Origin of the sequence: Paenibacillus sp. F411 (assembly GCF_017582705.1) — a bacterium.
GTDB lineage: Bacteria > Bacillota > Bacilli > Paenibacillales > Paenibacillaceae > Paenibacillus_AQ > Paenibacillus_AQ algicola.
The window spans coordinates 53210-72603 of sequence record NZ_JAGFIP010000017.1; the positions used below are offsets into that span (position 1 = coordinate 53210).

The window sequence follows — 19394 nt, forward strand, 5'->3', positions numbered from 1 at the left end:
TCACTACCCGGATCTTCTCCAGTTTAAATCACAACCGCCTGATGTTCCAGGCTTTCGATATATTTCTCGCAGTCCATCGCTGCCATACAGCCGCTGCCGGCTGCCGTAATGGCCTGTCTGTAGCGGGTATCCTGCACATCGCCGCAAGCGAAAATGCCTTGTACGTTCGTCTCGGACGTGCCAGGGTTAGTGACGATGTAGCCGTTCGGATCTGTCGTCAGCTGGCCGTTCAGGAAGCCGGTATTCGGGTGGTGGCCGATCGCTACGAACACACCGCTTGCGTTCAGAACCTCCTCGGCTCCGGTTTCATTGTTACGAAGCTTAAGGCCGGTCACGCCGTGTTCGCCTGCAACCACCTCCAGCGGAGTACGGTTTAGCGCCCATTCAATCTTCGGATTGGCTCTTGCACGGTCCTGCATAATCTTGGACGCGCGCAGCTCATCCCGGCGGTGAACCAGAGTCACCTTGGAGGCAAAGCGGGTCAGGAAGTTCGCTTCCTCCAGCGCGGAATCTCCGCCGCCAACCACGATAATTTCTTTATTGCGGAAAAAGAAGCCGTCGCAGGTTGCGCAGGTGCTGACACCGCGTCCCACGTTCTCCTCTTCTCCCGGAATGCCCAAATACTTCGCGGTAGCGCCTGTAGAAATGATCAGGGTGTCCGCTTCAAGCTCTCCCATTCCTTCCACGTTCAGCTTGAAGGGGCGCTGGCCGGTATCGACGCTGTTGACCCAGCCTGTGCGGAATTCAGCACCGAAGCGCTCCGCCTGCTTGCGCATATTGTCCATCAGCTCCGGCCCTTGAATGCCGTCGATGAAGCCTGGGAAGTTCTCCACCTCGGTCGTGGTCGTCAGCTGACCGCCGGGCTGAGGGCCTTCAATGATGAGTGGGCTCATGTTAGCACGGGCAAGGTAAATGGCAGCGGTCAGACCGGCAGGACCGGTGCCGATAATAATGGATTTATACATATAAGGTTCCCTCCTGTATCTCTAAATCACTTATTTATAATCATTATAAACTGATACTTATTATGATTAATTCCGGAGAATCTGTCAACACCCGAGACAGGGATTAAAAGAAATCATTACCATGATTCCTCATTCCTCTCCATCAAGCAAACAAGCCTGTCTGAATGATCCCGTTATCAGGATCATACAGGCAGGCTTGCTGGAGAAAAACGGGGCAAACATTCACATTTTATTTCGCTCGAAGCAGCCGCAGTCCGTTTAGAATCACGAGAATGGTGCTGCCTTCATGACCGATCACGCCCAGCGGCAGGGCAACGCCCTGAATAAAGTTGGCAGATATCAGGGTCAGAATGACCGTTACGGCAAAGACCATGTTCTGCTTCACAATGGCTGCGGCGCGGCGTGCGATTTTGACGGTGGAGGCAATTTCCTCAATGTTGTCATTCATCAGCACCGCATCGGATACCTCAAGGGCTGTTCCGCTTCCCGAAATCCCCATGCCGATGCCTACCGTAGCTGTGGCCAGCGCCGGAGCGTCATTGACACCGTCCCCGACCATGACGACATGTCCGTGCTGCTCCCGCAGCGCCCGAACATGCTTGACCTTATCCTCTGGCAGCAGGTCAGAGAAGACCAGATCAACGCCGATCTGGCGCGCGATGGCATCTGCTGTCGCCTTGCGGTCTCCGGTCAGCATCGCGACCCGGATTCCCATGCTCTGCAGCCGCTTGACGGCAGCCGCCGCCTGCGGACGTACCGCATCCTGCAATCCGATCATACCGGCCATCTGTCCGTCACGAAGAATGACTGAGACGGTCTTGCCCTCCTCTTCCAGGCTGCGGCGAAGCTCCCGCCAGTCCGGTTCTCCATTTCGTACCGAGTGAGCATCCAGGGTAAGAGCATCCCCGTCAAGCACGTCGCTTTTTCCAATTCTCCATGCTGTACCCTGCACGGTACCCTGCATTCCCCAGCCCGTTATGGATTCCGCGTTCTCTACAGGCTGCAGTGCAATCCCCTCCGCAGATGCCTTGGCAACGACCGCTTGGGCCAGCGGATGCTTCGACATGCTCTCTACAGATGCACTGATGCCCAGCAGCTCTTCCCGGCTCATTCCGCTGCCAGCCACGAAATCCGTCACCACCGGTGACCCCATCGTTAAGGTTCCGGTCTTATCAAAGGCAACGACGGATGTCTTGGCCATGTTCTCGATATGCGCTCCTCCTTTGAACAGTACGCCTTTACGGGCCCGGTTCGAGATGGCTGACAGCATAGCTGGCATAATGGACGATACCAATGCACAAGGAGATGCGACAACGAGAAAGACCATGGCTTTATAGAAGGAAGTGTCCCAGTCCCACCCTGCCAGCGGAGCCAGCGCAAGGATACCGGCGGTGACTCCCACGACCACACGGGCATAAATAGCCTCAAACCGCTTGATAAAGCGCTCGGACTGCGGAACCTCATTCTCCGCCTCCTCGACAAGCTTCACAATCTTCGCAAATACAGTAGCTTCAGCAGATTGAGTCACTTCAATATAGAGCACACCTTCGCCATTCAGCGTTCCGGCAAATACTTCGTCTCCCACGCTTTTTTCCAAAGGAACCGATTCCCCGGTAATGGAGGACTGATTGACAGAGGACCCTCCCCGATAAACCTTGCCGTCTGCCGGAATCAGCTCGCCCGGCTTCACCAGAATCAAATCACCGATCTCCAGCTTGCCGACAGCAACCTCCACCATGCTTCCTCCTTCAAGGCGCAGCGCCGTCTCGGGCTGCAGCTCCATCAGGGAGGAAATGTCCTTGCGGCTCCGCTCCATCGTATAGCTCTCCAAGGCTCCGCTCATCGCGAAAATGAAGATCAGCATAGCCCCTTCATTCCAATAGCCAATGGCTGCTGCACCGAGCGCGGCTGCGATCATGAGCAGGTTGACGTCGAGATCCCGCTCCTTGATCAGCGTCTCCACGCCTTCCTTCGCCTTGATCCAGCCGCCCACGGTATAGGAAATGACATACAGAATGACAGAAATCCATTCCGACCAGGAGCTGACCGCCCAGGCTGTGAGCATGAGCACCCCGCTTCCCAGCGCGGCCAGCACCTCGGGATTGCGAAGCAGGCTTGCAAGATCCCATTTGCCGCCGGAATTCGGGCGCTCAGGGCCCTCCTGGCGATGCGCCAGTGATTGTGTACGTGCCCCTCTACTTTGAGTCCATTCCATCTTCATTACCTCCTGTACTTGAGAATGAGATCCATTCTTATTGCCCTGAAAATGACGTATGCTGCCCCGGCTAGGCCGGAGCAGCATACTAATTGAGAATGATAATCATTTTTGACTCAATACAATTTATTTTCCTAAGTGCAACTTTATAGACTTATATTACCCCGATCCCCCCTGGTTGTAAACTCTCTTCCGCCTAATTTTTAAAAAATATTTTTTGCACGCAAAAAAGCGCCGCTGCCTGAAATCAGGCCCGCGACGCATATATACGCTGTCTTCCTTCCGCAGCCTGCTGTCAACCCTCATCGGCCGAGGCGGCAGACTGCTGACTGGCTTCCAGGCGATACCCGGTGAGTCTGACGGCCGTCAGCCATTCCGGTTCACAGCATACCTCGTTCATCCCCAGCCGATACACCGCTCTTAAATCGGCCGGCCGAATATCCCCCCCGGCGCGGATGTCCAGCTCCGGCTTGATGCTGCGCATGATATCTACAATCTCCTCCAGCCGGGAGCACTGCAGCGCCGGACCGCCCCAATCGCTGACGGGCTCCTCCAGCTCTATCATGCGGGCAGGCCCTCCCAGCGGCTGCTGCTCCTGCAGAAGATGGAATCGCGATGCGCTCTCTATATCCATGACGACCAGATCTGCAGAACGCGCAATGCCGGCAGCATCAACAGGCCGCACATCGGGGTGCAGCAAGGCGCCTACCTTACAATGCGCTTCCGGCCACCATGCTCCTAGCGTCTGCCGGCCCACTTCCTCAATGAAATCATATACGGCCAGCCATTCCTCCTCCTGCATCGGCCACAGCGCCAGCAGCGCAAGCTCAAAGGGAATCTCCTCCTGATCACATCGGAGCATAGCGCGAAACATGGCCTCCAGCTGCACATCCTGAAGGGCTAGCCGTTCCTCCGGAGCTGCAGCCTGCCGGGCATCCCAGGCGAGACTGACGGAGCAAGGCTTGCCGTCTGCGGCCTGAAGCAGTCTGATCCAGGACTCTGTCCATAAATACACCAAGCGCCCACGCTTGAGCTTTCTTTCCTCCTCGTCCTCCGTGCATGAGAGCCATGCCTCATACACGGCCAGCAGGCTTTCGTCCCGCAGCAGCTCTTCACCCCGGAGCAAGCCAATGCCCTGAGCCCCCCGCTGGAGACCGGCGCAAGCCCTGGCCACGGAGTCCGCGCGGCTCGTCACCCGCAGGCGGCGCTGGCCGTCACTCCAGCTCAGCAGACGCTGCAGCGAAGCTTCATCGCTGGAGGCTGCGCCCAGCCTCTGAGCGATGATCGACTCTATATCATCAGGCTGAGCCAGCAGCAGTAAAGCCTCCTCATGCGTGACACCCTTACCGGCTGCCAGCTCTCCCAGCCCGGTCAGATCGAGTCCCTGCCCGGAATTACGCTCCCATTCCTTTCGGGCAAACCGATCATAAAAGCGCTTCCCTTGCTCGGCACCTTGTGTCCGTTTCGCTTCTGTCATGAGACTCTACCCCTTTTCGTGAATGGTATCGTATTCATGTTGCCGCCTCCATACCAGATTATTGTCCCGGGCCCCAAAATATACGGCTTTCCCCCATCTTTCTGAAGATGAACCTGCGCGCAAAAAGACCCATCAAGCGGTTGTTCACCATGCTTGATGGGTCTTGGTCATATTGTGTAATGATAATGTCAGCTTACGCCTGGCTTGCAGCCAGTGCCTGCTCCAGATCATACAAGATATCATCAATGGACTCCGTACCCACGGAAATCCGAAGCAGCTCCGGATTAACGCCGGCCGCCACCTGCTCTTCAGCCGTCAGCTGTTGATGTGTCGTGCTCGCAGGATGAATAATGAGAGACTTGGAATCACCGACGTTCGCCAGGTGAGAGAACAGCTTCACGTTCTCAATGACCTTGCGACCCGCTTCGGTTCCACCCTTGATGCCGAAGGTCAGGATTGCGCCCTGGCCTTTAGGCAAATATTTCTGAGCCAGGCTGTAGGAAGGATGGCTTGCCAATCCCGCATAGCTGACCCATTCAACCGCATCATGCTGCTCCAGGAATTCGGCAACCTTCTTGGCATTCTCGCTATGACGCTCCATGCGCAGATGCAAGGTTTCCAGGCCTTGAAGCAGCATCCAGGAATTGAACGGGGAGATGGACGCGCCGATGTCACGCAGCAGCTGTACTCTGGCCTTGATGATGTATGCCAGCGGTCCTACCGCTTCCGTGTATACCACGCCATGATAGCTCGGGTCCGGCTCAGTCAAGCCTTGGAACTTGCCGCTTTCGGCCCAGTTGAATTTGCCGCTGTCCACAATGATCCCGCCAATGGACGTGCCATGACCGCCAATGAACTTGGTTGCGGAATGAACCACGATGTCTGCGCCATGCTCAATCGGACGGAGCAGATACGGGCTTGGGAATGTGTTGTCCACGATCAGCGGAATACCGTGCTCATGCGCAATCGCTGCAACCGCCTCAATGTCCAGCACGTTGCCCTGCGGATTGCCAATCGTCTCGGCGTACAGTGCCTTCGTGTTCTCATTGATATGCTTACGGAAATTGTCCGGATTTGAGGAGTCTACGAAATGGACCTTGATGCCCAGCTTCGCAAGCGTCGTCGAGAACAGGTTGTATGTGCCTCCGTACAGACTCGAAGCCGATACGATTTCATCTCCGGCACCGGCAATGTTCAGGATGGAGAAGGTGATCGCCGCCTGTCCGGACGCTGTAGCCAGGGCTCCGGCTCCGCCTTCCAGTGCAGCGATCCGCTGCTCGAATACATCCGTGGTCGGATTCATGATCCGGGTGTAAATATTGCCGAATTCCTTCAATGAAAACAGATTGGCGGCGTGATCACTGTCACGAAAGCCGTAGGACGTGGTCTGATACAGCGGAACTGCCCGCGACATCGTCGTGGGATCAATCTCCTGTCCGGCGTGTACCGCCAGGGTTTCAATAGACAGCTTGCGTTGCTCTGACATTAGGTATTTCCTCCCTTGTTTACAATGAAAATCATGAGTACAGTGAGAATTTCTCCCATTCTCTCATACTTTCCATCATTTGAAAAGAGTCAAATCCTATTATTTTCATCGGAATTAAAAGGCGGTCTTAAAATTTTACAAGCTGATCCACATGTACCGGTAATCCGGTAGCAATGGCCTTGTTCGCGGCGATCCCGGTCAGAATGGATCTGGCACCGTCAATCTGGTCCGCCGCACGCTGGAACTTATCCTCCGCCGGCTCTCCGAACAGATCATTCAGCAGGACAGGGTCCCCGCCGCCATGGCCGCCTTCCTTCTCTTCAACTTCAACCTCGTACGGTGCGCCGAACATAGGCAGTACGGTGAGCGTCTTGCCCTTTAAGGCGCCCTCAAGCTTCTTGTCGCCGCCCGAGTTCACGTAGGACTGCTCGACAATAGACATTTCAATCCGGCCCTTCGTGCCGTTGATCGCCAGACGGTAGCCTTCCCATGGCTGATAAGCCACGAGAGAATACGTCAGAATCGCTTTGTTGCGATATTGAACGATGACGCCCATCGTGTCTTCGATGTTAATCCCGTCACCGAATACGCTTTGATCACGCTGATATCCGTCCTCTTCTTCGGCGTCGAGGTACATGGCCTTTAAATGGTCATTGGAATCCAAATGAAGCGCGAACGGATCATCCTTTGCAGCCGGGCTGCCGGTTGCCCGGTTATAGAACTCGGTCACCCCGCGCTCTTCCGCATTTTCTTTACCGTAGAACATAAGGTCGCCAAATGCAAAGACGGTTTGCGGCTGAGAACCGATCCAGAAGTTTACGAGGTCGAAGTGATGTGTAGATTTATGAACCAGCAGTCCTCCACTGTTGCGCTTGTCCCGGTGCCAGCGGCGGAAGTAATCCGCACCGTGCTGGGTGTTCAGCAGCCATTCGAAATGAACCGAGGTTACTTTACCGATGGTTCCCTCCTGAATGAGCTCACGCACCTTGGTGTGGTGGGGAGCGTAGCGGTAGTTAAAGGTAACGCGGATGTTGCGGCCCGTTCTTTTGGAGGCGTCCAGAATTTCCTGGCACTTTTCTTCATCCACTGTCATCGGCTTCTCCGTGATTACATCACAGCCAAGCTCCATGGCGCGGATAATGTAACGATGATGGGTCCGGTCTACGCTGGTCACGATCACATAATCCGGCTTATGCTCCTGAATCATCTGGTCGAACTGATCTGCTGTATACATAGGAATTTCACGATGGTTGTATTTCTCTTTCAGCAGCCGATTGGCATACACCATCCGAGTCTTGTTGCTATCACAAAAAGCGATAAGCTCCGAGCGTTCTTGAAAATGCTCTGCCAGCGCGCCATAAAAAAATTCCGCCCGGCCTCCAGTGCCTACCTGCACATAACGTTTCTTCGTACTCATCATGATCGCCTCCTCTTATATTAGCTTCAGACTATAACAAATAAGCATTTATATCTCCGCATTTTATGCTTTGAAGTCCATAAATGCCGCTTATTTTGCTATAATCTGTGTACAAGGGAGGCGGTATAGATGATGAAAACACCGGTTCAAGGCAGTTATCAGGACCCATCCGGCTGGCTTAGTATCGAGTATGACCGCCGGGTGGGCTATTTCTCCATGGCTACGGATCATATTCATGACCATTATGAGCTGTATTATCTTATTGAAGGGGAACGGATTTATTTCATGAAGGACCGGACCTACCGGATTCGGGCCGGTGATCTGGTATATGTAAACCGGAATGTGCTCCACAAGACGCTGGACAGCGGGCGAGGAGACCACGAGCGGGTCGTATTCTACCTGCAGCCTGACCTTTTTGCCCGCAGCCTGGAGCCGCATCTGGTCCGCCTGCTGCTGGAGCCCTTCGAGCGGGACATTCCGATCCTGCGGCTGCCTGCCCTCGGCAGTGATTCTGCAAGGAGCCTGGTGGAGCGCATTGTAGAGGAAATGGAGCATACCCGGCCGGGACGGGAGCTTCTGCTGCGACAGTGGACGGCCGAGCTGCTGCTGCACGCCTGGCGCAATGTCGCAGCAAGCACGGTCACGCCGGCGGATATTGAACCGATGCTGCATCCCACGATGCAGCAGATCGTCCGGGACTTGAATGAACGCTTTGCCGAGCCGCTGCAGCTTACACAGGTTGCCGAGGCTCACGACATCAGCCCGTCCTACCTCAGCCGATTGTTCAAGCAGACGACCGGCTTCACGTTCAGCGACTACATTAATCTGCTTCGCATTCAGGAAGCCCAGCGGCTCCTGCGCGAAAGTCAGCTTCCTATTACGGATATCGCGTGGCAGTCCGGATTCTCGAACTTTTCCCACTTCGGCAAAATGTTCAAGCGCACGGTCAAGCTCTCGCCCCGGGAATACCGCCGGCAGTATCAGCTGCCGGACTCCCGCTGAACCTTCCCCCAGCCGTATCCGGCTTCAGGAGAGGTATCCTCCGGTAACCAGTGCCACCTTCTCCTGAACAGCTCGTCCTGCAGCTTCCATTTTTAGCTCGCTCCCTTCAAGGTGTCGTTGTACGTGTTTCTTACCCTGCAGCGTACAATTTGCACCTCACCTCAGAAGCGGCTCTCCTCCAGCGCGTCCAGATGCAGGAAAAAAGCGTCCTCCAGCGTCGGCTCCTTCTCCTGATATTCCGGCCCCGGCGCGGTGTGTCCCATTTGGCGAACCGTTATGCCGCCGGGCGACATTTGGAAATGGATCAGCTTGCGCTCCTCGATCTCCTCAAACTGCTCCCGCGACACCTCGGCCTCCCATACGCTCGACGGAACGCACAGCTTCCACGTCCTTACCGGACCGTAATACCGGATGCTTCCAAGGTGCAGCCAGGTCACGTAATCTGCCGCCTCCTCCCACTCGTTCAGCTCGTGAGCCGCCACCACAACGGTTCTCCCCCCTTTGGCATAGCGGGCTAAATAGGTGATGAGGAACTTGCGTTCCTCGGCGTCCATCCCATTCAGCGGCTCATCGAGAAACAGAAAGGCGGGAGACGCGAGCAGCGCCTGAACGACCGCAATCCGCCGCTGGATGCCTTGGGACAGCTTTTTCACCTTCGTTCGCTGGTAAGGCTCCAATCGAAAATCCCGTATGAATCGGTTCACAGCCTCCCGGGAATACACGCCCTTCAGCTCAGCCAGGTAACGCAGCAGCTTCCCGGTCTTCATATCGCCGTACAGCTCGATGTCTGCAGGGACATATCCGATCTGGCTGCGGACCAGCGGCAGATCGTCTGCCGCCTTTCTGCCCTGATACCGAATGTTACCTGCATCCGGAGAGCGCAGCGTCGTCAGCAGCTCCATCAGCGTGGTTTTGCCGGCTCCATTGGCTCCGACAATCAGGTTCAGACCGCGCTGAATCTGGGCCCGCTCCACCTCCAGCCGGTATGTTCCCGCCTTCCGCTCCAGTCCCTCGATGTCAATCATGAACCGCGCCTCCCTTCAAGGAGCTGCCCGGCTTCTGGCTTTGGCTGTAGGCTTTGTACAGCAGCGCACCTCCAAGGATAAGGAGCAGGACCTCCAGAGGCATTTTCAACATCGACGTCCCGTTATCTATCGTCAGCACGGTCAGTAAAGCAATCCAGACTATATAGGCAAACAGCGCCGCAGCTACAGCATATCCCATCCCCTTGCGGAACAGCATGAACATCGCCGTCCCGCCGGTCAACAGGAGCACGCTCATCCATTCCAGCAGAAACGGCCCCATCCGGAAATAGGAGTATTCCACAGAAGCCGCGCGCAGTCCCAGCAAAAATGTACTGATAATCCCCAGCCCTGTAATCATGACGGTAACGGACAGCAGCCGGCTGTACAGGACAAGTGATGGGGGGTACGGCGTAATATGCTCTACAGCCCGCATACCGCGGTCCCGGGTCCGGCTGCTGAACAGCATGGAAGACATCAGCAGGAGGGGCGTCACCAGCGGGAAGTAGCCGCCGGGGATGCCGTTCATCCCACTTGTCGCAGACTGGGGATCGATCAGCAGCACCAGCATACAGAACACAGCGGCGGCCGCAAGCAAAATGGACTTTTGATTCAGGCGCAGCTGATTTAGGAGCAGCTGCTTCAGCGAGGGCGGCTCCACCTCCGCATTAAATTCCAGCTTGATTGTTGCATTATTCATTCTCAGCAGGTCAAATTCGTTTTGCAGCGATGAAATCAATTGCGATGTTTCCTCCGGTGTCGGCGGCGGCTGAATGGCACGGGTTAACGGCTCTCTCAGCTCGTCCTCCAGACGCTGCAGCTCAGGATCGGTAATGGGAGCCATAGGAATACACCTCGCTTTCTGGTTTTGTTCTTGAATGCTCTTTCCGGGCGTCAGCGCAAGACGGGGAGGCAGGAGGAGCCTGGGCGTCCTGCTCCGGGACAGAAGCGCTGGAACGGGGGGAGGCCATCAGGCTCTTCAGCTTGCGAAGGCCGCTATATAAATGCGTCTTGACGGTACTGAGCGGCAGGCCGGTCAGCCCCGAGATCTCCTGCAGCTTCATATCGTGAAAGAAACGAAGTGAGATGACATTTTGCTGTACCTCAGGAAGTGCCGCAAGGGAAGCGGCAATCTCCCTGGAGGTTTCCTGCCGCTCCAGCAGCTCCTGAGCCCCTGCCGTTTCATCTGCGGCATCCGGCAGCTCCTCTGCAGGCAGCTTCTCGGAGCGGTACGCTGCACTTTTCCAATAGTCTCTGCACAAATTGAGCAACACCCGGTACAGCCAGGCCTTGACATGCTCCAGCGCCCCGTGGCGGCGCAAATGGCGAATCAGACGCACAAACGTTTCCTGAACCATATCCTGTGCTTTTTCGCGGTCGCCCAGCTGGCCGGAGGCATAGCTGAGCAGCGGCCCGTGATAACGGGACACCAGCAGCTCAAACGCCTCCTGATCCCCTGCAGCCATCCGCTCGGTCAGCTTCTGGTCACTAATCAAGCTCTTCCCCCCTCTCATGCACCGACATCATCTCATCCCATTTCTCATTCCATTGTTTATAAGACACCGGAGCCTCCGGCCGGTAATACGCTTCTTCTCTGCCCGGCAGCCTCAAGCCGCTGCGGTAGAACTCATTCAGCAGGCTCTTCAGCTGCTCTGTTCTGCCGTCTTGAATCGCTTTCGCCGCCTGCGCGGCCAGCTTGTTACCCAGCCGATTCGGATCGGTGCTCTCATCCCCTTCATGAAGCAGGGTCTGCACGGATCTTGCCCAGCCGTATGAAAGCTTCAGCTCCGCGTCACTCAAGCCTTTTTCCTCTTTGTAATAAAGATACCAGAACAAGCTGCTGATCAAATGACGGACGTCCTGCTCTTGCTCCAGCCCTTCCTCTCTCAGTCCTGCCTGATTCCCGAACAATATCGTATTCATCCATTCCCCGGGAAGGCTTTCTATATCATATTGATAATAATACTTCGCAGAAATGATCAAATCACCTTTCAGATCGCCGCCGACATAAAAGGGGTGGTCTGTATATATAATCTGAACCCGCCTGGTGCGCAGGTCCTTCACCCACGTCTCAAAGTAGGCATATCGGGTCTCCAAATACTGCAGCAGCCCTTCCGCATAAAACCGATCGTACGGCGTCGTAATGATCGTCACCGGAACCTTGTCGCTAGGTAGCTCCAGCAGATCGCGGCTTCCATACAGTTCCACGCCCCGCGTCTCTTCTCCCTCAAATCGCTGATACCCCGGCTTACGCTCGGTCTCCAGAATACTGGCATATACAGGACAAGCATACCCCTCCAGGGTGAGCGACATTTGTGCGGGAGGCAAAATCAGCGGCCGGTACACAATGGCCTGATTATAAATTACGGAGTTCATGCCGCTCTTAAAATAAATAGGCTGATCCCCCGGCAGCGGGTACCAGGCTGCACTGGAAGGAAGGTTCACCTCGCAGCCTACGCTGAACAAGGAGCGGTTATAGGGCGGCTGGTACAAATAATCTCTCGGCTTGCCGGTATAGCTCACTGTAGCCTGCAGCTTCCCCGAGCCCCCCTCCGGCAGCAGGATGTCCAGATGATCCCCTTGGCGGTAATATTCAGCCTTGCGGTTCTCGATGCTGACATCGACGACCTGGAAGCTGCGATGCAGCGTTAGCGGAAATACCTGCCGGCTCTCCCCGCTGGATGGCGGGATGCTGAGCACTGCAGTCAGCTGAAGTGAGTCATCCTGCTGTCTTTGCAGATGTATATCATATTTTGTGATTTCATACTCCGGATGAAAGTCCGGCTTGTAATTATCTGGATTACTTACAGAGAGTAAAGTAGGATCTGCCAGAAGCTGCTCATACACCTCATAACGCTCCTGCCACAAGCCAAGGAATGGCCGGAATGCCGCGGTCGCCAGCAGTATGAACGCCACCGTCAATAAGGCCCAGCCGGCCAGATAGCGCGTCGGGCGTTTCCGGTTCAGCAGCAGCAGGCTGAGTGACAGCAGCAGCAAGGTAAAGGCAAGCACAAAGAGCCAGGACGCATTCAGCTCCTTCCGATACAGGGCAATGCCCCACACTTCAGAAGACATATTCAAGCTGTTCAGGAAAAATTGATTGAGATGAAATGCGGACAGGAACTCCAGTCCAATCTGTCCAATCAGAAAGATATCCATGAAAAAAGTCCCAAACATCCAGGCGCAAAAGCCGATCAGATAGACAACCCGATTGCCGATCCACACCGCCAGCAGCATAGACAGTGCCAGGGTAACCAGATAAGAAATTTCCGATTGTATCATGAAATGCAGAAAATCTCTGCCTGCAATGTCTGCTGCAACCCCTTGTGTCCTCGATACATAATAAAGGACTGTATTCGCCGGCAAGGTATAGAGCAGGAGGTACAGCTGGCCCACGGCATATTTGGCCGACAGCATCAGCGAGTAGGAAACCGGCAGGCTCCGGTTCCACTCGAAGGAAGGCTTGCGGACATCCCGGCGAATCATAAGAATGCCGAGCAGCATAACCACACCCAGCGACAGCGTGTGGGCGATTGCATATCGTTCATACAGCTGCCTGAATACTCCTTGGTACTGCGAGAACGGAAGCTGATCCATATAGAGCAGAAACAGCAGTCCAAGGATTAACGGGAGCAGCAGGAACAAGGGATTGCCCAGTAACAGCCGGAGCTCCAGCTGGCACTGCCGTAGCCATTTATACATGACGTTCCCTCCGCAGCAAAGAAATATAACCTTCCTCCAGCTCTGGCTCTACCATGACGCTGCCGGCGAAAGGGCGCCTTGCATGAATCATGCGGCAGATCATATGCTCCCCTTCCTGCCGGCTCGACAGAATCAGAGAAGGATCTGCAGCTTCATAATCTTCAAGACTCATACGGGCTTCCCACAGAAAGCCTCGCCCGCATGCCTGCAGCTCTGCGAGGCTGCCTGCCATAATGAGAGAGCCTTCATGGAGCACAGCCACCTCATGACAGTTGCTCTGAATGTCCGCCACGATATGTGTGGAGAGCAGCACCGTCCGGTTCAGGCTATAGCGTGTCAGCATGTTCCTAAAGCGGACACGCTCCCGCGGATCCAGGCCAGATGTCGGCTCGTCCACAATCAGTACATCCGGTGAGCCGAGCAATGCCTGGGCAATGCCGATCCGCTGGCGCATGCCTCCGGAGTAGGTCCGCATTTTTTGATCGCTGTGGTTGTTCAGGTTCACCACCTCCAGCAGGCGCGATACTTCTGCTGTGCGCTCCTTTCGGCTCTTGAGCCCTTTCATAGACGCAATATAATCCAGATAATCTCTTCCCGTCATCTGCGGATATACCTGAAAATTTTGCGGCAAATACCCGATGGACTGCCGGATTTCCTCCGGCCGGCTCAGCGGGATACCGCGTATCGTCACCTGCCCGGAGGTAGGAGATGCCAGCCCTGCCAAGATTCGCATCAGCGTGGATTTCCCGGCACCGTTAGGTCCCAGCAGCCCGGTCATGCCTGTCCCGAAGACAGCCGATATGTCCAGCAGCGCCCAGGCGCCGCGGCGATAGGTTTTGGAGACGTGTTCAATGCTAATCATAGAAATTCCTTTCTCATGTGCCCGGTATGATCACGAGTTTACCAGCGGTGCTGGACTCTTACGGTTATAACGATACAACCCGGGATAAAGTTTAAAGGTACAGCGAAATACACGAATTGTAGCACGAGAGCTTTTTTAATATTTAAACTGTAACATCCATGAATCGTTTTAAAAATATGGGAAAGGGTAAGTAACACATGCCAATGAGCAAATTTAAATGAAGAGGTGACCTTAGTATGTTCTTTCACAAAAAAGTGCTGCAAAATCCAGCCATGCCGGAGCGTCCTGATCCGTTGTTTGCCAAGAAGCTGCAGGAAATACTAGGCGGCCAATTCGGTGAAATTTCCGTGGCCATGCAATATTTGTTCCAGGGCTGGAACACGCGCGGCCATGACAAGTACAAAGACCTCATTATGGACACGGCGACCGAGGAAATCGGTCATGTGGAGATGATTGCAACGATGATCGCCCGCCTGCTTGATGACGCACCCGTCAAAGATCAGGAGGAGGCTGCGAAGAACCCTGTCATTGAATCGATTCTGGGTGGAATGAACCCTCAGCATGCGATCGTCTCCGGTCTTGGAGCTATGCCGGTCAATAGTGTAGGTGTGCCGTGGAATGCCGGATATATTGTAGCGAGCGGCAACCTGCTCGCCGATTTCCGGGCGAATCTGAATGCCGAATCCCAAGGGCGCCTGCAGGTCGCCAGACTCTACGAAATGACCGATGACCGCGGCATTAAGGACATGCTGTCCTTCCTGCTCACCCGGGATACGATGCACCAGAATCAGTGGCTGGCCGCCATTCGGGAGCTGGAGGCGAAGGAAGGGGTCATCGTTCCAAGCACGGCACCTCCAGAGCTGGAGAAGCAGAACATGTCCCACGTACTCTATAACTTCTCAGAAGGCGAAGAGAGCAGCCTCGGCAGCTGGGCATCCGGACAAGCCCCGGACGGCGCCGAATTCCAGTACTCTGCCGAGCCCGGTCCGTTTACAGAAGAGCAGAAATTAAAGCCGGCTCCGCCGTATACGCATAATACCTTGCCGGGCGTTACAGAATAATAGAACTCACATAAATGAGGCTGTCCCAAAAGCTCCAGGAGCTTGCGGGATGGCCTCGTTTGTTGTTGTGAACGGCTTCGGAATCTGTAGAAGAAGGCGGCCCTCGATCACAATAAAGACATGGCGGTGCTGGACTAATCTCCCAGTCACCGCCATGTCTTTACTTTGTTGCTTCCTATTCCAATGAATTGCCTCGTTAAACCAAAATCTACTCGGGGACTGCCTCTTTTATAGTAATCTCAGCGAATTGGGTTAAGCACAAAACAGCGTGTCCAGCCGTTGTCCTCCCTGTTAAGGCTCAGCGGTGCTGCTCATACTGATTCCGCTTGCTTACAGCCTGGATATATTGAAGCTCCTGCGGACTCAGCTCTTCGGCCTGAGCCGCCAGCAGGTTATCACGCAGCTGTTGGGCGGAGCTTGCACCGGGAATGGTACAGGCGGTTGCCGGATGAGCAAGCGCATAGCGAATGCCTGTCTGAGACAGCTCACGCCCTGGCTGCAGTCCTTCCCGAAGCTGCTTTACGGTTTCAAGCAGCTCTTCCCGGCTGTAGTCCAAATACCCTTTGACCGCCTTTTCCTCGTAACGCTCGGACAGCACCCCTTTGGCAACCGGACCTCTTGCAATCAGCGAAATTCCGTGCTCGGCCAGCAGCGGCAGGATTTCCTCCTCCGGGCGGCGATCGAGAATACTATACTGCATCATGACACTGACAATGCCAGACCGCTTCACATACTCCCGAATGACATTAGGGCGGATTGAAGAAATGCCATACTCGCGGATCCAGCCCTGCTGCTTCAGCTCTTCAAACGCCTCAATAGTCTCCTCAATGTGATCGTCCATCGTGCCCCCGTGGAGCTGATACAGATCAATATAGTCTGTTCCAAGACGGCGCAGGCTATCCTTCACCGCCGTCTGGATGTAGTCTTTGGAAGGATCCCAGGTCCAGCCCTCCTGTCCGGGAATCCTGCGGTTGCCTACCTTGGTCGCCAGCACAACCTGGTCTCTGCGGCCCTTGATCGCTTTGCCCACAAGCTCCTCATTGATGCCTCCATCATACAGATCGGCGGTGTCGAGCAGCGTGACCCCTTGCTCCAATGCTTCATGCACAAGGGCGACCGCCTTTTGTTCCTCCGTACCCAGGGACATGCAGCCCAGTCCGATCTCTCCTACGACCAGCTCTGATTTACCGATTGTATTTGCTCTCATCCACTGACCTCCTCCTTCAATATTTTTTTTCCCGTTTTGCATGGGTTCAAGATTCATTACATTCCTCACCCTAGTATATCACTCCACGCCTTACAGACTGTAACAGCGATTGGCATATCTACGAATACATAAGCAGCCCTGGTGCAATAATAGCCGACAATTGGGGTAATGATTACAGATCACCATTATGTACTTTTGAAGGAGGGCTATGAGATGAAGCATTCGCTAAAAGAAGTGTCACAGTGGCTGGATTCCCATAAACAGCAGGAGCTGACCATTGAAAAGCGGGAGCTGGACGATGTCGATCAGATCAGGTTAACTGTAGATTCTGTGGAGCTCTTGGACGGCAACAATTGCAGCATTGATGACTATTTGGCCTGTCAGGCTCTGCTGCTCCGCGGTAACGGAGTCATTGTGACCGACGTCGAGGAGGCTCCCCTGCCAGGCGGCTCCTTCTCGATTCCCTTGGAAAGCCTGCGCGAGGCGGAGGTTCAGGAACGGCAGATCGTGCTTGAAAATGAACGGGGGACGTACACGATTACAGTGTAGCTATATTTGATAAATACTGTTTCTGCAAGCAGAACCGGGACTTGAGTAAGCCATACTGCTTCATCTGACAGCCGTAACGGGTAGATGCCGAATATCTGCAGTTACGGCTGCTGTCTGTGACTTCGTAGCTGTACAAAAGCTGTACAAAACAGTGCCCTTATGTGCAACGAAATGCTGATCAGAAGGGCCTTCGAGCATTATTCTCAATATACCACTACCACACTCTGCTATAAAAATGGTAAACTGAATGAAGATCATTTCATGTGCGACCGGATTCATGCTGGAACTTCAGGTAAGATTTCTGGTATAAGGGGCAGGATAGACATATATTCTCCGATGGGAGACCGCCTCTGTTCCGTCATAATCCTTAAGGTTTAAATATATAAGATGAGCTATTGATTTAAGATCGCCTGAATGGACACAGAGACCGTGAACAACCAGGCTGCCCTATATAACTTTTTAGTTTGGATGCAAGCCGTGCGATTATTCACGCTAAGCTGCTGCCATCCTGTCCTGAAGTCATGCCCAGCGCTTGCTATGGCGTCTTATGCGCGCCCGTATTTTGATGCTCATTTTTTCCGAGTCTCGGATTACATATTGTTAAATATGAAGGAAATCCACGCCACCGACTATCGATAGAGAGGAATATTACCACATTATGTCCAAACCATTATTGAATGATAAAATACAAAGTCCGCCTGCCCGCAAATCGAAGCCATCGAGGCCATCCTCCCCGCCTGTACGTGTATTCGCACTCGGAGGATTAGGCGAAATCGGCAAGAATATGTATGCGGTCGAATTCCGCAATGAAATCGTGATCATTGATGCCGGATTGAAGTTCCCGGATGCTGAAATGAGCGGAGTCGATTACATTATTCCAGATATCCGCTATCTGATTGAGAATAAGAGCAAGATCAAGGGCCTGTTCCTGACTCATGGACATGAAGACCATATCGGAGCTATTCCTTATGTACTGCGCCAGATTCAGATGCCTATTTATGGAGGACCGCTGACGATCGGTCTCGTTCGCGCGAAGCTCGAAGAGCACCGCCTGCTGGATCAAAGCGATCTGCGGGTGTTTCATGAGAATGATAAATACAGCTTCAAGCACCTCGCCGTGCATTTCTTCCGCACGACACACAGTATTCCGGATGCATTCGGCGTCGTCATTGAAACTCCGTACGGACCTATTGTCCATACCGGAGACTTCAAGTTCGACTTTACTCCAGAGGACAAGCCGGCCGACATTCATAAGATTATGAGCCTTGGCCGCCGAGGGGTGCTTGCGCTTCTCGCGGACAGCACAAACAGTGAGCGTGAGGGCTTCACTCCTTCCGAACGAACCGTAGGGCTGTCCATCCTGAAGCAGTTCCAGGAAAGCCCCGGCCGAATTCTGTTCGCGACCTTCGCCTCCAATGTCCACCGTCTGCAGCAGGTCGTAGAGGCCGCTATACAGACGAACCGAAAGCTCGCCATCGTGGGACGAAGCATGGAGAAGGTGTTTACGATCGGCCAGGAGCTGGGCTATATCCGAATCCCGGACGGCATGCTGATTGATGTGAAAACGGTCAACCGTTACCGTGACCATCAGGTCGCGATTATTTGTACAGGCAGCCAGGGCGAGCCCAACGCGGCTCTCACCCGAATTGCTTCAGGATCACACCGCTCGATTCAGATTCATCCCGATGATACGGTAATCTTCTCCTCCTCGCCCATTCCGGGGAATACGCAAAATGTGAACCGGAGCATCGATCTGCTCATGCGCGCTGGCGCTGAAGTAAGATATGGCTCGATTCTGGACATCCACACGTCCGGCCACGGTTGCCGCGAGGATCTCAAGCTGATGCTCAGCAGCCTGCGTCCGAAATATTTCGTGCCGATTCACGGAGAATACCGGATGCTGCTCAACCATCGCCAGCTGGCGAAGGATGTGGGCGTTCCCGAGAATCATGTTTACTTGCTGAACATCGGCAACACCCTTTCCTTGTTCCGCAACGGGGCTCGTAAAGGCCGTAACATCCCATCCGGAGATGTTTATATTAACAACGGAGAGCTTCGCACGCACGAGAAGGAGCTGCTGGAGGAGCGCGTGCAGCTTGCTCACGACGGTGTCGTCATTGCTGCCATGACCCTGAACCGTGAAACGCGGAAGCTCATTGCCGGTCCCGAGCTGATCACCCGCGGATTCGTTTACATGCAGGACTCGAAGCCGCTGCTGCGCCGGGCTGAAGCCATGCTGCGCAAGCATCTTAACAAGGCTGGAGAGCAGCGGGAGTACGATGAGTCTGCATGGGAGCAGATGACAACATCGACCCTCAATCGTTATTTCAAGCGCGAGCTTGGACGGAGCCCTTACATCATGCCTTCCATTATGGAGATCTAAGCGCTTGGCTTGGCAACGATTGAGCAGCGATGCTGATTTGACTGTT

15 protein-coding genes are annotated in these 19394 nt (G+C 54.4%); 4 read left to right on the forward strand and 11 right to left on the reverse strand.

Annotated features, from left to right (window positions below):
* Positions 1-23 precede the first annotated feature (23 nt).
* The 5 genes from trxB to JJQ72_RS16430 all read right to left on the reverse strand — a co-directional run bounded on the left by trxB (position 24) and on the right by JJQ72_RS16430 (position 7560).
* On the reverse strand, positions 24-965 hold the full coding sequence (gene trxB, locus JJQ72_RS16410) for a thioredoxin-disulfide reductase (RefSeq protein ID WP_138227014.1): 942 nt from the start codon (positions 963-965) through the stop codon (positions 24-26).
* Positions 966-1194: 229 nt separating this feature from the next.
* Positions 1195-3180, reverse strand: a complete 1986-nt coding sequence (locus JJQ72_RS16415) for a heavy metal translocating P-type ATPase (protein ID WP_138227015.1) — start codon at positions 3178-3180, stop codon at positions 1195-1197.
* A 295-nt stretch (positions 3181-3475) separates the two neighbouring features.
* Positions 3476-4657, reverse strand: a complete 1182-nt coding sequence (locus JJQ72_RS16420; RefSeq protein WP_208204333.1) for a hypothetical protein — start codon at positions 4655-4657, stop codon at positions 3476-3478.
* A gap of 193 nt (positions 4658-4850) precedes the next feature.
* Positions 4851-6143, reverse strand: a complete 1293-nt coding sequence (locus tag JJQ72_RS16425; protein ID WP_138227017.1) for a homocysteine synthase — start codon at positions 6141-6143, stop codon at positions 4851-4853.
* 127 nt (positions 6144-6270) lie between these two features.
* The gene (locus JJQ72_RS16430; RefSeq protein ID WP_138227882.1) at positions 6271-7560 is read right to left on the reverse strand and encodes a Gfo/Idh/MocA family protein; all 1290 of its coding nucleotides are present in this window, start codon (positions 7558-7560) and stop codon (positions 6271-6273) included.
* 129 nt (positions 7561-7689) lie between these two features.
* Here JJQ72_RS16430 and JJQ72_RS16435 point away from each other — a divergent pair, with 129 nt between their 5' ends.
* Entirely contained in the window at positions 7690-8562 is an 873-nt protein-coding gene (locus JJQ72_RS16435; protein ID WP_233281051.1) for a helix-turn-helix domain-containing protein, read from the forward strand.
* Between the two features lie 161 nt (positions 8563-8723).
* Here the strand turns inward: JJQ72_RS16435 and JJQ72_RS16440 are convergent, their stop codons facing one another.
* Genes JJQ72_RS16440 through JJQ72_RS16460 form a run of 5 tightly spaced genes read right to left on the reverse strand, consistent with a single transcriptional unit; the run spans position 8724 to position 14148 of the window.
* Positions 8724-9587, reverse strand: a complete 864-nt coding sequence (locus JJQ72_RS16440) for an ATP-binding cassette domain-containing protein (RefSeq protein ID WP_208204334.1) — start codon at positions 9585-9587, stop codon at positions 8724-8726.
* On the reverse strand, positions 9580-10428 hold the full coding sequence (locus tag JJQ72_RS16445) for a hypothetical protein (protein ID WP_208204335.1): 849 nt from the start codon (positions 10426-10428) through the stop codon (positions 9580-9582). The genes JJQ72_RS16440 and JJQ72_RS16445 overlap by 8 nt, the downstream gene beginning before the upstream one ends.
* Positions 10406-11080, reverse strand: coding sequence for an RNA polymerase sigma factor (locus tag JJQ72_RS16450; protein ID WP_208204336.1), 675 nt, complete (start codon positions 11078-11080; stop codon positions 10406-10408). Before JJQ72_RS16450 ends, JJQ72_RS16445 begins: the two co-directional genes overlap by 23 nt.
* Positions 11073-13286, reverse strand: coding sequence for an ABC-2 family transporter permease (locus tag JJQ72_RS16455; protein ID WP_208204337.1), 2214 nt, complete (start codon positions 13284-13286; stop codon positions 11073-11075). The genes JJQ72_RS16450 and JJQ72_RS16455 overlap by 8 nt, the downstream gene beginning before the upstream one ends.
* Positions 13279-14148, reverse strand: a complete 870-nt coding sequence (locus tag JJQ72_RS16460; RefSeq protein WP_208204338.1) for an ABC transporter ATP-binding protein — start codon at positions 14146-14148, stop codon at positions 13279-13281. The genes JJQ72_RS16455 and JJQ72_RS16460 overlap by 8 nt, the downstream gene beginning before the upstream one ends.
* A gap of 236 nt (positions 14149-14384) precedes the next feature.
* Here JJQ72_RS16460 and JJQ72_RS16465 point away from each other — a divergent pair, with 236 nt between their 5' ends.
* Positions 14385-15209 carry a manganese catalase gene (locus JJQ72_RS16465; RefSeq protein ID WP_208204339.1) on the forward strand — a complete coding sequence of 275 codons (825 nt, stop codon included), beginning with the start codon at positions 14385-14387 and terminating at the stop codon, positions 15207-15209.
* A gap of 298 nt (positions 15210-15507) precedes the next feature.
* Here the strand turns inward: JJQ72_RS16465 and JJQ72_RS16470 are convergent, their stop codons facing one another.
* Positions 15508-16416, reverse strand: coding sequence for an aldo/keto reductase (locus JJQ72_RS16470; protein ID WP_138227024.1), 909 nt, complete (start codon positions 16414-16416; stop codon positions 15508-15510).
* Between the two features lie 213 nt (positions 16417-16629).
* Between JJQ72_RS16470 and ymzB the strand changes: the two genes are divergently transcribed.
* Together ymzB and rnjA are read left to right on the forward strand one after the other, a co-directional pair.
* Positions 16630-16965, forward strand: coding sequence for a protein YmzB (gene ymzB, locus JJQ72_RS16475; RefSeq protein ID WP_138227025.1), 336 nt, complete (start codon positions 16630-16632; stop codon positions 16963-16965).
* Between the two features lie 658 nt (positions 16966-17623).
* A complete protein-coding gene (rnjA, locus tag JJQ72_RS16480) occupies positions 17624-19348 on the forward strand; it encodes a ribonuclease J1 (protein ID WP_138227026.1) in 1725 nt (574 codons plus the stop codon).
* Positions 19349-19394 lie beyond the last annotated feature (46 nt).

Coding starts and splice junctions, on each gene's coding strand:
- trxB (WP_138227014.1), bottom strand. CDS start 965: ATGTATAAATCCATTATTATCGGCACCGGTCCTGCCGGTCTGACCGCT.
- rnjA (WP_138227026.1), top strand. CDS start 17,624: ATGTCCAAACCATTATTGAATGATAAAATACAAAGTCCGCCTGCCCGC.
- JJQ72_RS16420 (WP_208204333.1), bottom strand. CDS start 4,657: ATGACAGAAGCGAAACGGACACAAGGTGCCGAGCAAGGGAAGCGCTTT.
- JJQ72_RS16470 (WP_138227024.1), bottom strand. CDS start 16,416: ATGAGAGCAAATACAATCGGTAAATCAGAGCTGGTCGTAGGAGAGATC.
- JJQ72_RS16430 (WP_138227882.1), bottom strand. CDS start 7,560: ATGAGTACGAAGAAACGTTATGTGCAGGTAGGCACTGGAGGCCGGGCG.
- JJQ72_RS16445 (WP_208204335.1), bottom strand. CDS start 10,428: ATGGCTCCCATTACCGATCCTGAGCTGCAGCGTCTGGAGGACGAGCTG.
- JJQ72_RS16425 (WP_138227017.1), bottom strand. CDS start 6,143: ATGTCAGAGCAACGCAAGCTGTCTATTGAAACCCTGGCGGTACACGCC.
- JJQ72_RS16465 (WP_208204339.1), top strand. CDS start 14,385: ATGTTCTTTCACAAAAAAGTGCTGCAAAATCCAGCCATGCCGGAGCGT.
- JJQ72_RS16460 (WP_208204338.1), bottom strand. CDS start 14,148: ATGATTAGCATTGAACACGTCTCCAAAACCTATCGCCGCGGCGCCTGG.
- JJQ72_RS16435 (WP_233281051.1), top strand. CDS start 7,690: ATGATGAAAACACCGGTTCAAGGCAGTTATCAGGACCCATCCGGCTGG.
- JJQ72_RS16440 (WP_208204334.1), bottom strand. CDS start 9,587: ATGATTGACATCGAGGGACTGGAGCGGAAGGCGGGAACATACCGGCTG.
- ymzB (WP_138227025.1), top strand. CDS start 16,630: ATGAAGCATTCGCTAAAAGAAGTGTCACAGTGGCTGGATTCCCATAAA.
- JJQ72_RS16455 (WP_208204337.1), bottom strand. CDS start 13,286: ATGTATAAATGGCTACGGCAGTGCCAGCTGGAGCTCCGGCTGTTACTG.
- JJQ72_RS16415 (WP_138227015.1), bottom strand. CDS start 3,180: ATGGAATGGACTCAAAGTAGAGGGGCACGTACACAATCACTGGCGCAT.